The 14,847-nt window shown below is 69.3% G+C and carries 11 protein-coding genes and 1 pseudogene; 6 read left to right on the top strand and 6 right to left on the bottom strand.

Going from position 1 to position 14,847, the window contains the following annotated elements; genetic code table 11:
* The first annotated feature begins 143 nt into the window (after positions 1-143).
* Positions 144-779 (top strand): hypothetical protein, encoded by a 636-nt coding sequence (locus ABIA35_RS46945; protein ID WP_370362329.1) that lies wholly within the window; start codon positions 144-146, stop codon positions 777-779.
* Here the strand turns inward: ABIA35_RS46945 and ABIA35_RS46940 are convergent.
* From ABIA35_RS46940 to ABIA35_RS46930, 3 genes are all read right to left on the bottom strand, one after another.
* Positions 776-1,378: a mechanosensitive ion channel domain-containing protein gene (locus ABIA35_RS46940; RefSeq protein WP_370334073.1), complete on the bottom strand. Its 603-nt coding sequence runs from the start codon at positions 1,376-1,378 to the stop codon at positions 776-778. The genes ABIA35_RS46945 and ABIA35_RS46940 overlap by 4 nt on opposite strands.
* A gap of 513 nt (positions 1,379-1,891) precedes the next feature.
* The gene (locus ABIA35_RS46935; RefSeq protein WP_370334072.1) at positions 1,892-2,164 is read right to left on the bottom strand and encodes a hypothetical protein; all 273 of its coding nucleotides are present in this window, start codon (positions 2,162-2,164) and stop codon (positions 1,892-1,894) included.
* Positions 2,165-2,325: 161 nt separating this feature from the next.
* The gene (locus ABIA35_RS46930; protein ID WP_370362328.1) at positions 2,326-3,117 is read right to left on the bottom strand and encodes a hypothetical protein; all 792 of its coding nucleotides are present in this window, start codon (positions 3,115-3,117) and stop codon (positions 2,326-2,328) included.
* Positions 3,118-3,312: 195 nt separating this feature from the next.
* Here ABIA35_RS46930 and ABIA35_RS46925 point away from each other — a divergent pair.
* Both ABIA35_RS46925 and ABIA35_RS46920 read left to right on the top strand, forming a co-directional pair.
* Positions 3,313-3,633: pseudogene (locus ABIA35_RS46925) on the top strand (gamma-glutamylcyclotransferase family protein); the annotation flags it as partial.
* Positions 3,631-4,338, top strand: coding sequence for a M24 family metallopeptidase (locus tag ABIA35_RS46920; protein ID WP_370362330.1), 708 nt, complete (start codon positions 3,631-3,633; stop codon positions 4,336-4,338). The pseudogene ABIA35_RS46925 and the gene ABIA35_RS46920, both read left to right, overlap by 3 nt.
* Before the next feature lie 90 nt (positions 4,339-4,428).
* Here ABIA35_RS46920 and ABIA35_RS46915 read toward each other — a convergent pair whose 3' ends face one another.
* Positions 4,429-8,742, bottom strand: coding sequence for a molybdopterin-dependent oxidoreductase (locus tag ABIA35_RS46915; RefSeq protein WP_370362327.1), 4,314 nt, complete (start codon positions 8,740-8,742; stop codon positions 4,429-4,431).
* Positions 8,743-8,943: 201 nt separating this feature from the next.
* On the opposite strand from ABIA35_RS46915, the gene ABIA35_RS46910 reads away from it, so the two are divergent.
* On the top strand, positions 8,944-10,488 hold the full coding sequence (locus ABIA35_RS46910; protein WP_370362326.1) for a hypothetical protein: 1,545 nt from the start codon (positions 8,944-8,946) through the stop codon (positions 10,486-10,488).
* Between the two features lie 143 nt (positions 10,489-10,631).
* Complete coding sequence (locus ABIA35_RS46905) at positions 10,632-12,014, top strand: FAD-binding oxidoreductase (protein WP_370362325.1); 1,383 nt, start codon at positions 10,632-10,634, stop codon at positions 12,012-12,014.
* A 159-nt stretch (positions 12,015-12,173) separates the two neighbouring features.
* Here ABIA35_RS46905 and ABIA35_RS46900 read toward each other — a convergent pair whose 3' ends face one another.
* Positions 12,174-13,376, bottom strand: coding sequence for a hypothetical protein (locus ABIA35_RS46900; protein WP_370362324.1), 1,203 nt, complete (start codon positions 13,374-13,376; stop codon positions 12,174-12,176).
* Between the two features lie 274 nt (positions 13,377-13,650).
* On the opposite strand from ABIA35_RS46900, the gene ABIA35_RS46895 reads away from it, so the two are divergent.
* A complete protein-coding gene (locus ABIA35_RS46895) occupies positions 13,651-13,938 on the top strand; it encodes a hypothetical protein (protein WP_370334066.1) in 288 nt (95 codons plus the stop codon).
* Between the two features lie 129 nt (positions 13,939-14,067).
* Here the strand turns inward: ABIA35_RS46895 and ABIA35_RS46890 are convergent, their stop codons facing one another.
* Positions 14,068-14,835, bottom strand: coding sequence for a 3-oxoacyl-ACP reductase (locus ABIA35_RS46890; protein ID WP_370362323.1), 768 nt, complete (start codon positions 14,833-14,835; stop codon positions 14,068-14,070).
* Between the last annotated feature and the right edge of the window lie 12 nt (positions 14,836-14,847).

Raw genomic sequence — 14,847 nt, 5'->3', positions numbered from 1 at the left:
CCTCCCATACCTCATACCAACGGCATAGCGCGCACGTAACAGCCTGTCACCAGACGTCGACCCGGCAACGACATCCGGTCCGAAAGCCCTCTAGCCGGGGGGACATCGTGAGCGGCCTGCGTGCGCGGTTTATCGGCGTACTCTTGACCGTCGCGGCACTGTGGTTCGTGTTCGCGTCACTGAAGGCGGTCTCCTCCTTGGAGGACCAGACGCGCACCGTGCACTCCTTCGCCGCCGACCAGGCCGGGGTGCTCCACACCAGCGCGACGGTGGCCGGCCTCGACTTCGCCAAGGCCAAGAAGTTCGGCGGAAGCACCTCCGCCGAAGTGACCTGGGCCGGCGGTCAGGGCTCGGACCATATCTACCTGTCCGACTCCGAGGATGTCAGGAGCCAGGCACCGGTCGGCTCGCGCATCCCGGTGGCGGTCTGGCGCGGCCATGTCGTCCGCTTCGAATTCGCCGACGCCTGGCACACCGCCGACGGCGACCCCGGCGTCGTCCTCGACGACTGGCGGATCCTGGTCTGTGCGTTCACGGCCGGAGCCGTCGTCTGCGGCCGGATCAGCGCGCACCTGTGGCTGGGCAAGCGCGTCGACCACAGACGTTTCCTCGCCGGCGATCTGCTGATGCTGCCGTTCCTGGTCGCGATGGTCGTCATGGCCGCCACCCCGCACCCGGCGCGGCTGGCCCACCTCGTCCCGTACACACTCGCCACGCTCGTGGTCTCGGCGATCGCGCTGCCGGCGCTGCCGTGGATGCGGGCCTCGCACAAGCCTTAGGGCTCAAGCCACTCCGCCGCCGGCCCCACCGCCGCCGCGAGCACCGCGCTGTTCGGCAGCAGCACCGGGCCGGCGATGGTCGACACCGTCACGTACGTCAGCGTCATCCCGGACACGCGGCCGACGATCGGGCCGCCGAGGGCGCCGGAGCGGATGCGCAGCTCGTCGCCGACAGCGAAGGGCTTGGCGAACAGGATCGTGATGCCCGCGAAGACGTTCGCCAGGACCTGCTGGGCCGCGATACCCAGGATGACCCCGGTCAGGACTCCGCCCAGCAGCAGGTGCCCGACCGGGACCCGCAGCAGGCTCAGGCCGCCCAGGACCACGAGGATGTAGCCGCACAGCAGGCACAGGATGCGGAACGTGCTCGCGCGGGCATCGCTGAGCCGGCCCGGGACGTGCACCAGCCCCAGGATGTCGTTGGTCGCGCAGCGCACGGCGATCACCGCGGCCCCGAGGAACACCAGGGCGCCCGCCGCCGCCAGCAGGTGGTGCAGGACATGGTGCTGGCCGGCGCCGAGCAGGCCGCCGTAGTGGTAGGAGACGACCAGCGCCACGAGCGCGATCGCGGTGGCGAAGGCCCCGCGTCGCAGGAGCACCTGCCGCAGGCTCCGGCTTGCGCGCGTACGCAGGTCCGGTACGTCTGCGTGGGCCGCGGGTGGCAGGAGCAGTTCTCGCTCCGTACCGTTCCCCGAACTCACACTCCCGTCGTGCATGCCGCCCTCCCAGGGTCGTCGCCGGTCAAACGCGCCGATTATCCGCGATCAGCCATGATCAAACCAGGGGGCGCGGGAAAGTGATCAGGATCGCTGCGGCTGCGCCCGGGAACACCGCCACAGGCACAAAGAACGCGATTGGCCGTCCCGGCGGGGGGGAGGCCGGGACGGCCGACCTTCCTGATAGCCCGGATCCGGCGCCCCAAACGCTCCAACCGTCACCGTATTCTCACGCCGCTACTCCCCCGCCTGTCCGGCGTCATCACCATCACTGCTCGCGCGCGGTAGCCGACTCGGTGAGCAGGGCGATGTCGGCCTCGCTGAAGGCGTTGGGCGGGCACCACATGCGGTGGCCGAAGAACTCGCCGATGTAGCGGCGGCGGCGCTCGGGGGTGTTCAGCTCGTCCAGCAGGTCGTCGGGGTGGCGGCCCTGGCGCTCCTGGTAGTCGTAGAGCTGCGGCTTGGGTGTGCCCGGCGGGGCGCCTCGGCGTCGGCGAACTCGAACCAGAACGAGGCGTCCAGCGTCGTGATCGACTCCACCGCGTTCAGGATGCCCTCGCGGACCGGCCGGCCGTGGAGCACGGGCATCAGCGAGTGCCCCTTGAGCCCCGGGTGGCGGGCGGCCGTCTCGGCGGCGTCCAGCCCGGCGATCTCCAGCAGGGTCGGCACGAGGTCCCGGTCATGGTTTCGAATCTACGGTCGGCACGGTGCCGGAGCCGCTCGGGTGGCTGCCGGGGGCGGCCGGACGGGTGCCGAACACAATGTCTGTGAACGCAGCGGGGGCTGCGCGAACTCGACCCGGCCCTGGTGGCCCTGAGCTGTTCTGCCAGTCAGGCCGACCGGCTGGCGCGCGCCGTCAGAGCCGGGTGGGCCCCCATGGCCGCGAGCCCGGCGACGGTCGACGCGGGGTCGGTCCCGGTCAGGTGCGACGCCCCGATCAGCACGACGTCGGCACCGCCGCGCGCGCACGTGATCAGGCTCGAACGCCCGCCCGGACCGCATTCGGCCACCTTCACCACGCCGTTCGGCACCAGCGACAGCAGCTCGTCCATACCGGCACCGGCACCGACACCGACACCGACACCGACGTCAGAACTAGAACCAGAACCGGAACCGGCATCAGGCCGCAACAGGACAGCCTTAGCCTGAGCCCGCAGCGCACGCACCAGATCCGCGCTCCCCCGCACTTCGACGATCGCGGCCATGCCGATCGACTCGGCCCGCTCCAGCAGCGAGTACAGCGCCGGATCCGACAGCGTCTCGGTGGGCAGCACGACCATGTCGGCGCCGCAGGCCCGGGCCCACCAGAGCCGGTAGCTGGAGTCGGCCGGCTCCAGGGACAGCAGCGGGGCGTGAATGCGGGCACTGATCTGTGCCACGGCGCCGGGGTCCGCGTCGGACGTGCGGGTGCGGACGGCGATCCCGCGTGCTCCGGCGTCGACGTACCGGTCGCCGAGATCGGCGGCGGCGGGGTGGGTCTGATCGAGCTCGGCGATCAGGGTCACGTGCTCGTCGCGGAGTCGGCCCAACTGGCCGCGTGCGGCGGGTCGCGACAAGGCGAGCTCCTTGATCTCCTCCAACGCGGAGAAGCCGGCCTCAGCCGTGGACTGACGCGGCACCATGGGCTGCAAACGCCTACCCCCTGAGAATCGTCCTGTGGGTCGGCGTGCCCGCCGAATACCTCGGGATCTGCCCGGCCGGGTCTTACGTTAACCGCCACTAGACACTGATACGCAAATCGATGGAGCGCCGACGCGTAGATGCGGCCCGGGTGAGAAGATTCCGCTGGTATCTGCACCGCGCACCCGGGGGTCTCCATGGCTGACCAACTTCTGTTCTCCTACGGCACCCTCCGGCTGCCGCGCGTCCAGACGGCCAGGTTCGGCCGCGAGCTGTCCGGACGGCCCGACGCGCTCGTCGGCTTCCGCCTGGAGACGGTGGCGATCACCGACGCCTCGGTGATCGCCGACAGCGGCAACGAACTGCACCCGGTCGCCGTGCCGAGCGGCGACCCGCACGACGCGGTCGAGGGCACGGTGTTCACCCTGAGCCCGGACGACCTCGCCGCCGCCGACGCCTACGAGGTCGACTATCTGCGCGTCCCCGTCGAGCTGCGCTCCGGGGCGAAGGCGTGGGTGTACGTCAACTCCGCGACCGCCGAGGAGTTCCGAATCCGGCGGCTGCTGGAGGCGCAGGCCAACGCCATCAAACTGTTCGACACAGTGGTCGAACACGGCCTGATCGCCGCCGGCCAGTCCGAGAAGGCGATCAGCGACCGGATCCGGGACCTGGCCGACGACCTGTTCGGCGCCACCCGCCACTGGCACAAGCGCATCATCCGCTCCGGCCCCAACACCCTGCTGCCCTACAACGACAACCCCCCGGACCGCATCCTGCAGCACGACGACATCGCCTTCGCCGACTTCGGCCCGATCTTCGCCGAATTCGAAGCCGACCTCGGCCGCACCTACGTCCTGGGCGACGACCCGGTCAAACTCCGCCTGACCGCCGACCTCCCCCGCATCTTCGACGCCGGCCGCCGCTTCTTCGCCGAGCACCCCGCCATCACCGGCGCGCAGCTGCACGCCGAAATCGACCGGCTGGCCCGCGAAGCCGGCTGGCACCTCGGCGGCACCGGCTTCGCCGGACACCTGGTCGGCGAATTCCCGCACGAGATCATGGACGCCGAGCGCATCCACTCCTACATCGCCCCGGGCAACACCACGCCGATGCGCGGCACGGACCGCGCCGGGCGCGTCTGCCACTGGATCCTGGAGATCCACCTCGTAGAACCCGCCGGCGGGTTCGGCGGGTTCTACGAACAGCTGTTGGACATCGGCTGAGGTCTGGCCGAAGTCAGCCGGCGGCTGGCGGCCGGCCCGAGTCCTTACACCCGGACTCGTACGGGCAGGCGAGCCCGGCTGGGAATCGGCTCAGTAGACGTCGCGCACGTACCGCTTGTCCCCCGCCAGCCGCCGCAGGTAGGCGGCGGCCTCCTGCTCGTCCATGCCGCCGTGGGCCATGGCGATGTCCCTCAGCGCCTGGTCGACGTCCTTGGCCATGCGCGTGGCGTCGCCGCAGACGTAGAGGTGGGCGCCTTCCTGCAGCCGGCGCCACAGCCGGACGCCGTGGTCGCGCATCCGGTCCTGGACGTAGATCTTGGCGCGCTGGTCGCGGGAGAAGGCGACGTCCAGGCGGTCCAGCAGGCCCGATGCCCGGTGTGCCTCCAGTTCCTCGCGGTAGTAGAAGTCAGTGGCCTGATGCTGTTCGCCGAAGAAGAGCCAGTTGGCGCCGGTGTGGCCGCGTTCGCGGCGCTCCTCCAGGAAGCCGATGAACGGTGCGACGCCGGTTCCGGGGCCGATCATGATCGTGGGGGTGGCGGGGTCGGCCGGCGGGCGGAAGTGCGGGGAGGACTGGACGAAGACCTGCACCGGGCCGTCGTCGGCGTGGTCGGCCAGGTACGTCGAGCACACGCCGCCCCGGTCCCGGCCGCTCTCGCCGCTGTAGCGGACGACCGAGACGGTGAGGCGGACCTGGCCGGGGTGGGCCAGCGGGCTGGAGGAGATCGAGTACAGGCGCGGCTGCAGGCGTTTGAGCACCCTGACCCACTCGGCGGCCGGGGCTCGGACCGGGAACGCCGCGAGCAGGTCGGCGGCCTGGCGGCCCCAGGCCCACTTGGCGAGTTCGTCCTTGTTGTCCGGACGCACCAGCCGTTTCAGGTCGTGGTTGCCGGTCCGGTCGGCCACGAACTTCAGCAGGTCGGTGGTGATGCGCGTGATGTCCAGGCGGGTACGCAGGGCCTCGGCCAGCGGCAGCGGCGCGGCGCCGCCGGCCTGGACCAGCTCGACCGGCTCGGCGGGATCGGCGCCGGTGAGCGCGAGCCACTCGGCGACCAGGTCGGCGCCGTTGACGGGCCACACGCCGAGGGCGTCGCCGGCCTGGTAGGCCAGTTGGCCCTCGCGGGTGCCGAAGGCGAACTGGCGGATCTCCTTGCCGGAGCCGGGCAGGCTCAGCAGGCGGTTTCCGACGAGCAGGGTCGAGAACGGCGAGGCTTTGGTGTAGGCGGATGCGGGGGCGGGGCCGGTGGTCGGCGCGGAGGCTGGCGGGGCGGTCGGCGCTGTAGTCGGCGCAAAGGCCGGGGCAGTTGCGGCCGGAGGTGGATTCGTCGGGTTCGGCGCTGCCTCGACGGCCGCGGGCACGGCAATCGGCTGTGCCAGGACGCTGATGATGCTGCCCAGCCACTGATCGGCGGGGTCCTCGTAGTCCGGTTCGCAGTCGGTCCGGTCCAGAAGCCGCGTGGCGCCGAGTTCGGCGAGCCGTTCGTCGATCCGCCGGCCGTGTCCGCAGAAGTCGTCGTAGTTGGAGTCGCCCAGGGCCAGGACCGCGTACCGGAGTCCGTCGAGCCGGGCGGCGTCAGGGGCGGACAGCGCCTGCCAGAACCCTGCGCCGTTGTCCGGGGCGTCGCCGTCGCCGAAGGTGCTGGTCACGATCAGGGCATCGGTATCAGGGATCAGATGCTCCGGGGCGGCGTCGGCCATCGGCAGCAGTTCGGCGCGCTGGCCCTCGGCCGCCAGGCGTTCGGTGACGGTCGCCGCGAACTGCTCGGCGTTGCCGGTCTGCGAGGCCCAGAGCACGAGCAGCCGTCGGGTCGCCGGGACCGATTCTGGATCTGCCCTGTCGAGCAACGCGGTGCGCGAGAACCTCCCGGCCAGCACGCCATCGACCCACAGCGCGGTCTCCGGCGCGAACGGCGCGCCCGGCGGCAGCACCGGAACGCTCCCATCCGGCGGCCTCAAAGCCAGGCCGGACAAGAACCCTGCCAGGTAGTGGCGTTCCGGCTCGGCCAAGACCGGCGGGGCCAGATCGGCGATACCGAACACGGTGGCCAACTCGTCGGCGACCGGAGCCAGAGCCGGAGCCGGAGCCGGAGTCGGAGTCGGAGTCGGGGCGGCCAGAGCCGGAGTCGGGGCCGGAGCCGGAGCCGGAGTCGGGGCGGCCAGAGCCGGAGTCGGGGCCGGCACGGCAGCCGGTGCGGGCGTCACGACAACCGCCGGCACCGGCGCGGCCGTCTTGGCCAGCGCCACGGCGCACACCTTGAACTCGGGCTGGAAGGACACCGGATCCACCGCGTCGTTGGTGACAGCGTTGACGCTCAAGTACTCACCGAACAGGTCGTTCCAGTGGAAGGGCGCGAAACAGGTCCCAAGCCGCACCCGATCGGTCACCACAGCGGGCAACACCGCGCGCCCGCGCCGCGAGGCGACCTCCACCGGATCACCCTCGGCGATGCCGAGACGTGCCGCGTCCTCCGGGTGGACCTCGACGAAAGGCCCCGGGGTGAGCTTGGTGAGCTTGGCGACCTTCCCGGTCTTGGTCATCGTGTGCCACTGGTGCTGAAGCCGTCCGGTGTTCAGGACGAACGGATAGTCGTCGTCGGGCAGCTCGGCCGGCGGCAGGTGCGGCCGGGCGAAGAACTGCGCCCGGCCGTTCGCGGTCGGGAAGGCGAGCCGGGGGCGCGTCCCGTCCTGGTGTTCCAGCAGGGTCTGGCTGACGCCGTCGTTGATGTAGCGGATCGGGTTGCGGTCCGGGCCGTCCGCGACTGGCGCCGGCCACTGGACCGGGGTGGTGCGCAGCCGTTCGTAGCTCAAGCCGCGCAGGTCCCAGCCGGTCTTCGGGTTCCACGCCTGCTTCAGTTCCTCGAACACCTCTTCAGAGCTCGCGTAGGTGAAGCCCTGCGCGAAGCCCATCTCGCACGCCACCCGCGCGATCAGCTGCCAGTCCGGCAGCGCCTGGCCGGGCGGGTCGATGACGCCGGGCACCAGGGTCAGGTTCCGTTCGGAGTTGACCATGACGCCGTCGGACTCGGCCCACAGCGTGGCCGGAAGGACGACGTCGGCGTAGGCGTTCGTCTCGGTCTCGGCGAAGACGTCCTGGGTGATGACCAGCTCGGCGGCCTCCAGGCCGGCGATCACGGTCTTGCGGTTGGCGACCGAGGCCACCGGGTTGGTGCAGATGATCCAGCACGCCTTGATGTCCCCGGCGGCCATCTGCCCGAACATCTCGACCGTTCCCCGTCCGACCTCCGTACGCAGGGAGCCTTCGGGGATCTGCCACATGCCCTCGATGAAGGCCCGCTCGTCGGCGACCAGGACCGAGCGCTGCCCGGGCAGTCCCGGGCCCATGTAGCCCATCTCCCGGCCGCCCATCGCGTTCGGCTGCCCGGTCAGCGAGAAGGGGCCGGAGCCGGGGCGGCAGATCGCGCCGGTCGCCAGGTGCAGGTTGACCAGCGCGTTGGTGTTCCAGGTGCCGTGCGTGGACTGGTTGAGGCCCATGGTCCAGCAGCTCATCCACTCCCCCGCGGCGCCGATCCACGCCGCGGCCTGCCGGATGTCGGCTTCGGGCAGGCCGGTGATCTGCGCGACCGTCTCCGGCGGATAGTCGCGCAGGAACTCCGGCATCGCCTCCCAGCCGTCGGTGTGCTCGGCGATGAAGTTCTCGTCGATGTGACCGTCCGCGACCAACAGGTACAGCAGGCCGTTCAGCAGTGCGAGGTCGGTGCCGGGCTTGATCGGCAGGAACAGGTCGGCCTTGTCTGCGGTGGCGTTGCGCCGCGGATCGACGACGATCAGCTTGGCGCCGGCCTTGACGCGCTCCATCATCCGCAGGAACAGGATCGGATGGCAGTCGGCCATGTTCGCGCCGATGACGAAGAACACATCGGCGGAGTCAAAATCCTGATACGAGCCGGGCGGGCCGTCCGCACCGAGCGAGAGCTTGTAACCGGAGCCGGCCGAGGCCATGCACAGCCGCGAGTTCGACTCGATCTGGTTGGTCCGCACAAAGCCCTTGGCCAGCTTGTTGGCCAGGTACTGCGCCTCCAACGACATCTGGCCGGAGACGTAGAAGTACAGAGCGTCGGGACCGTGCTCGTCCAGGATCGCCCGCAGCCGAGCCGCGACGGTCGCGATCGCCTCATCGACATCGGTCTCGACCGGCTCATCCCCGCGCTCGGCCCGCACCAGCGCCTTACGAACGCGCCCCGGCGCGGCCATCATGTCGACGCTGGTAGCGCCCTTGGTACACAGCCGCCCGGAGTTCGCCGGATGAGCCTTGTCCCCGGACGCCTTCACCGCCCGCCGCTTCCCGGTCTCCGGGTCCCGGGCGATCTCCAGCGTGATCCCGCACCCGACCCCGCAGTACGAGCACACGGTGCGCGCGGTCCGGGTCGCTTCCGGTGTGGTGGTCAAGGCCGCCCCTCCCTGCCGTGGGAGGGTTCCCACAGCCAGCACCGTAGGAAGGGCAGGTTTCCGGGCGATCACACGCCGGGCGCGCTGGGCGTTACGCCGTCTTCACGGCGGCGGATGAGCTTCGTGACCGTTTCGAGCGAAGGCCGCGGTATCGACCATGAGATTTGACTACGGCCAGAGCAGGACCCTGATACGGTTTGTATGATCTACGTCATGCCACCGCCACTGGCGAGGGACGCCTACCGGCTCGCCGTCACGCAGCTTGATCGAAAATTCGCGCCCGAAACAGTCGGGTTAGTCGCCGCTCTTGCGATGGCAGCGCGACTGCTGTTTCCTACACCGGTCACGATGGCGGACAACGGCGATGGGCGTCGGCTACTTTGTGTCATCCATGCGGCACCGAGTAGTCGGCGTTGGGCATTCGCTGTGATCCACTATGGGATCCTCAACGGCCAGAAGTGTGACGGATACGCGACGATTCAGGCAGTTCCGCTCATTGTTGCGTCGTGGATGGACCAAAATATTCTCGGCCGATCTGAAGCCCTCGACGCGCGGGAACTCATTCTTCCTTACTGTATGATCGTCGGTGTCGTCATCGCGATCACGCTCCGCATTCTCTCGGGGATTTCTCCAGCCATTCGGACCGCTTTTGCTGCGGCCCTTTTCATCGTTGCCGCCGATGCGGCATTCGCCGACTATGCCGGTTCGCCCTATACCGAGACTGCAGCACTATACGGTGTGCTTATTTTCGCCGTTGCCGCTGTGGCGTTCGTCGGCGGAGAGACTCATCGATTGCCGGCGTTTCTCCTCGCCTGGTTCGGCGCACTCCTGATAGTCGGCGCCAAAACCGAGACCGCGACACTCGCGGTTCCACTATGCCTCTTCTTCGCTTTTCGCAAGATCGAAATTCGTCGCTTCAGCAGCAGGCTCGGCAGTCGCGCTCTTCCAGCGCTCTGCGTCGGTTCAATATTGATGACAGCGCTGTGGGTGCTCGGAGCATTCTCACCTGATGGAGATATCCCGCTCGAAAAGGTCAACGTCAGCAACGAAGTGACCATGACCGTGATGCCCCTGTCGAAAGATCCCGGTGGCGTTGCGGTTGACCTCGGCCTGCCAAGAAGGTTTGGCGCATACAGCGGCTCGAACTGGTGGAGCGAGAAGTCCATCCCCAATGATCCCGAGTATGCGGCGATTTCGGGGAAGCTAACGCAGGTCAACCTCGCCCACTATTTTGCTATGAATCCCGCCATGTCGGCCAAGATTTTCACAGGCGGGGCGAAAGCCTACCTGTCTTTTAGAAATGACTACATCGGGACCTATGACGAGAGCGCGGGCCACCCAGCCGGCACCCAGGAACAGCGGATGACCCTGGTGACAGATATTTCACGAGCCTTTCGCAGCTTCGGCGTATCTGCGATCATCTGCTACTGGGGTTTCTGCGGCACTGCTGCGGTATGGCTATTTCGTCGCTCAGCGCCGAATTCGAAACCTCGCGGCTTCGCCCTCGTGGCAGGGATCCTGTTGAGTTTTGCCGTTCTCCAGTACTTCGTTTCGATATATGGCGATGGAAACGAGGTGACAAAGCACCTCGTCGTCGGCCTGCTCGCCGCGAGCATCGCACCGCTATGGCTCGCCGCCTCTGCTGTGTGCCTCAGGTATCAGGGAAGGAGCGTACCTACACGGACGGAAGCCAGACCGCGCGGCACCGAAAGATCGGTGAGTCCTGCGGTGCGGCGAGCCATGTGATTCCGTCGGTCATGGCGACCATCACGCAGCTTCGCGGCGGCAGGTATACCCCTAAGAGGACTACCGGGACTGTACCCGGCGGGCGCACGTCGACGACGATGGGAAGAAGGAGCACATCGCCACGCGAAGGAGGGCTCTGACACATGTCTTCCCCCTCAGGTAACGGAGTCGAGACCGCTGTCAGGCTGCTGCATAAGCAGCTGCCTGCCGAGATGGTCGTGACGGGAGAGGCGGTGGCCCAGGCGGTGCGGCCGTGGAACGCGCAGGTGCGCCGGCGTCCTGCCGTGATCGCGCGGTGCCGTTCGACCGACGACGTCCGCGCGGCGGTGCTCGCGGCGCAGTCCGCGGGTCTGCCTCTCTGCGTGCTGGGCGGCGGCCACGACTGGGCCGGCGGGGCCGTGCGCGACGGGGGTCTGCTGGTGGACCTGAGCGCCATGCGGCAGGTCGCCGTGGAGGGCACGGAGGGCGTAGAGGGCATGGCGGCGCGGGTGGCCGGCGGTGCGACCGTGACGGACGTCCTGGACGCTGTGCGCCCGCACGGGTACGCCGCGGCGGTGGGCACCGTGAGCTCGGTCGGGTTCACCGGGCTGACGCTCGGTGGCGGGTATGGGACCCTGATCGGGCTGGTCGGACTGGGTGTCGACAACGTGCTGGCGGCGGAGGTAGTGCTGGCGGACGGTCGGGTCGTGACGGCCGATCCGCACAGCGAGCCCGAGTTGTTCTGGGGCCTGCGCGGGGGCGGCGGCAACTTCGGCGTCGTGACCGAGGTGCGCACCCGTCTGAACCCGCACGCCGAAGTCACGACCGGCATGATCGCGTTCGGGTGGGACCAGGCGAGGGCGGTGCTGCGGGGCTGGCGGGACCTGATGGCCTCCGCGGACGACGCGCTGGACGTGATGTTCGGCGCCCTGTACACGCCGGCCGGCCTGGTCCTGTTCACCAGTCCGACCTGGGCCGGAGACCCCGCCCGCGCCGAGGAGCAGATCGCCCGCGTCCGCGCGCTGGGCGACCCGGTGCTGGAAGACGTCGGCCACCGCGCGCTGGCCGACACCGTGCACGCGATGGACGAGCTGTTCCCGCGCGGAGGCAACTACCACCTCGCCAGCCGACTCCTGCCGGGCCTCACCGACGCCGCCATCGACGATTTCGTCCGCGCCGGCGACGAGATGCCGGCCACCTGCGGGCTGAACGTGCACCACTCGCACGGCGCGGCAACCCGCGTGGCCGCGGACGCCACGGCATATCAATACCGTGACGAGCACCTGGTGGTGGAGATCCTGGGGTCGTGGACCGACGGCGATGGTGATGGCGACAGCGACAGCGACGGAACGACAGAGTCAGCCTGGGTCCGAGACACCGAACACCGCATGGACGCACACGCCTTGCCCGGCGGTTGGCCGAATCTCATGGCGCGCGACGACCCCCGCGTCGCCGACGCGTACGGGCGCAACACCGAACGGTTGCTGGCGGTCAAGGCACACTACGACCCCGACGGAATGTTCATGGCAATGCCGGTGCCGCGATAGCCGGCGGACACCGGTAGACGCCGGCGGGTTCCCGCTCGCGCGCCGGGTGTGCTCGCTCAAATGCCGATCCGGGATGCGTTGTCGCCCGCATCTCGGATCGGCACAATCGGCACCTTTCCCAGGCCGTTGCGTTTCCGCGTTTCCGCGTTCCCCCGCGGCTCAGCCGCGCGTCGTCGTGAGGGCGAGGGTGCGCGATCCGGGGTTGCCCTGTTGCAGACTGCTCCAGGAACCGACCGCCGTCAGGCTGCCCGGTCCGGTGGCGACGACGGAGAACAGGGTGTTGGAGTTGTCGCCCTGCGGGTCTTGGTTCGCGGCGGGCACGATGCTCCAGGTGCTGCCGTTCCAGTGCTCGATCATGTTCTGGTTGACGCCGGCGGAGCCGGTGGCCGCGCCCACGGCCCACACGTCGGTGCTGGACAGCGCCGTGACGCTCTCCAGGAGATCGATGCCCTGGTTCGGGGTGTCGACGTTCGGGATGTTCACCGAGGTCCACGCGGAGCCGTTCCAGTGCAGCGCGAGGTTGGTCGAGTCGCCGCCGGTGGCGCCGAGGGATGTGCCCACGGCCCAGACGTCGTTCGCGGAGACGGCGTGCACCGACTGCAGGGTGACCTGGCCGATGGGCAGGATCGGCTGGTCGGTCCAGCGGGTGCCGTCCCAGTGCAGGATCAGGTCGTCGCTGTGGCCGCTGGAGTCGTCGATCTGGTAGCCGACGGCCCACACGTTGGTCGGGGACACCGCGGTGATGGAATGGACGAAGCTGACCGAGGAGTCCACGGCCGGCACCGACACCACGCTCCACGCGGTTCCGTTCGAGTGCTCGAACAACGGCAGGATCTCCGTCCCGCCGCCTGTCGTGAAGTAGCCGGCCGCCCACACGTCGTTGGCGGAGGTCGCGGTGACGCCGGTGAGCACGTCGCCTTCGGTGTCCGGGTTCGGGCTCGGCACGATGGACCAGGTGGAGCCGTTCCAGTGCTCGATCAGCGTGGTGTTCGAGGCGATGGGCTGATCGGAGTTCTGCAGGCCCACGGCCCAGGCGTTCGTCGGCGACACGGCCGCGACGGCGGCGAGCTGGCTGCCGGAGGTCCCGTCCGGGGTGGGCGAGACCGACCACTGGGTGCCGTTCCAGTGCTCCGCCAGCGTGTGGTCGGTGTTGCCGGGATCGGTGGCGAAGCCGACCGCCCACACATCCTTCGTCGACGTACTCGCCGTCCCGGTCAGCAGATCATTGGAGATCGGCGCGGTGGCGGTGTTGGGGGTGGCCACGACCTGGAAGATCGAGCCGGCCGCCTGTGCCTCGGCGGCACCGGCCGCCAGCAGGCCCGCGACGGCCAGCGCCAGGAAGGGAATCGCTCTGTTGCGCATGCTGTCCTCTTGATGAGTCGGTGAAACAGGTTCCTTTCATCCCGAGATACGGCGAAGGGTTACAGCCCGGGTGGGTGCTCAGACGACCATCAACACGGCAGGAACCTCGGGCGAAGACGGCTGGACCACGTCATCATGTACCTCGTCTCAGGACTGGAACCGGAGGGGCCGACCTGTTTCGCATCCGGCAGGCTCGGGGCATCCTGCGGCCGTCGCCGAGATGCCGCCGGGTACCGCGTCTTTCGGCAGTGCCGGGCCGGTACCGACGACCGCGATGCCGACGCCGCGCCAGATTCCTCGCGATCTGGCGGACTTCGTCGGGCGCACGAGCGCCGTGGAATATCTCTGCCGCACGGTGGCGATGCAGGCCGCTGGGAGCGCGGGCCCGGTGGTGGTCCTCACCGGCGCCGCCGGCATCGGGAAGTCGGCGCTCGCTGTGCGCGTCGGCCACCGGGTCACCGCGGCGTTCGCCGACGGCCAGCTCTACGCCGATCTTCGGGGCACCGGCACCGTCGCACGCCCCGACGACCACCTCTGGTACGGCCAGGGCGCGACCGGGTGATCGAGCCCTGATCGGACGGACACGCGCCGCTGTGTGCGGTGGCGTGGCGGCGTCCTCGACACCGCCACGCCACCGCACCGCCAGGCCCGGGTCCCGAGCGCCGGCACAGTTCAGCGCAGGTCGGCCGTCTTACACCGGCGTGACGTACGCCGCCGAGATCCCGCCGTCGACCAGGAACGTGTTGGCCGTGATGAACGAGGAGTCGTCGCTGGCCAGGAAGGCCACGGCGCCGGCGATCTCCTCGGGTTCGGCGAAGCGGCCCAGCGGGATGTGCACCAGGCGGCGTGCCGCGCGTTCGGGGTCCTTGGCGAACAGTTCCTGCAGCAGCGGGGTGTTCACCGGTCCCGGGCACAGGGCGTTGACCCGGATGCCCTGGCGGGCGAACTCCACGCCCAGCTCCCGTGACATCGCCAGCACGCCGCCCTTGGACGCGCTGTACGAGATCTGCGACGTCGCGGCACCCATCACCGCCACGAAGGACGCCGTGTTGATGATCGAGCCCTTGCCCTGGCGCTGCATGTACGGGATCGCGTGCTTGCAGCACAGGTACACGCTGGTCAGGTTGACCTCCTGCACCCGGCGCCAGGCGTCCAGACCGGTGACCAGGATCGAGTCGTCGTCCGGCGGGGAGATGCCGGCGTTGTTGAACGCGATGTCCACGCTGCCGTAGGTGTCGGCTGCCGTGCGGAACAGGGCTTCGACGGCGGCCTCGTCGGTGACGTCGACGTGGACGAACAGGCCGTCGACCGCCGCGGCGGCCTTCTCGCCGGCCTCGGGGTCCACGTCCGCGCAGACCACCTTGGCGCCCTCGGCGGCCAGGCGGCGCGCGCTGGCCAGGCCGATCCCGCTGCCGGCTCCGGTGATGACGGCGACGCGGCCGTCGAGACGCTTGCTCATGATGTGTTTCCT

The sequence above is a fragment of the Catenulispora sp. MAP12-49 genome, assembly GCF_041262705.1.
Lineage (GTDB): Bacteria > Actinomycetota > Actinomycetes > Streptomycetales > Catenulisporaceae > Catenulispora.
This window is presented reverse-complemented; position numbering and strand designations above follow the sequence as displayed.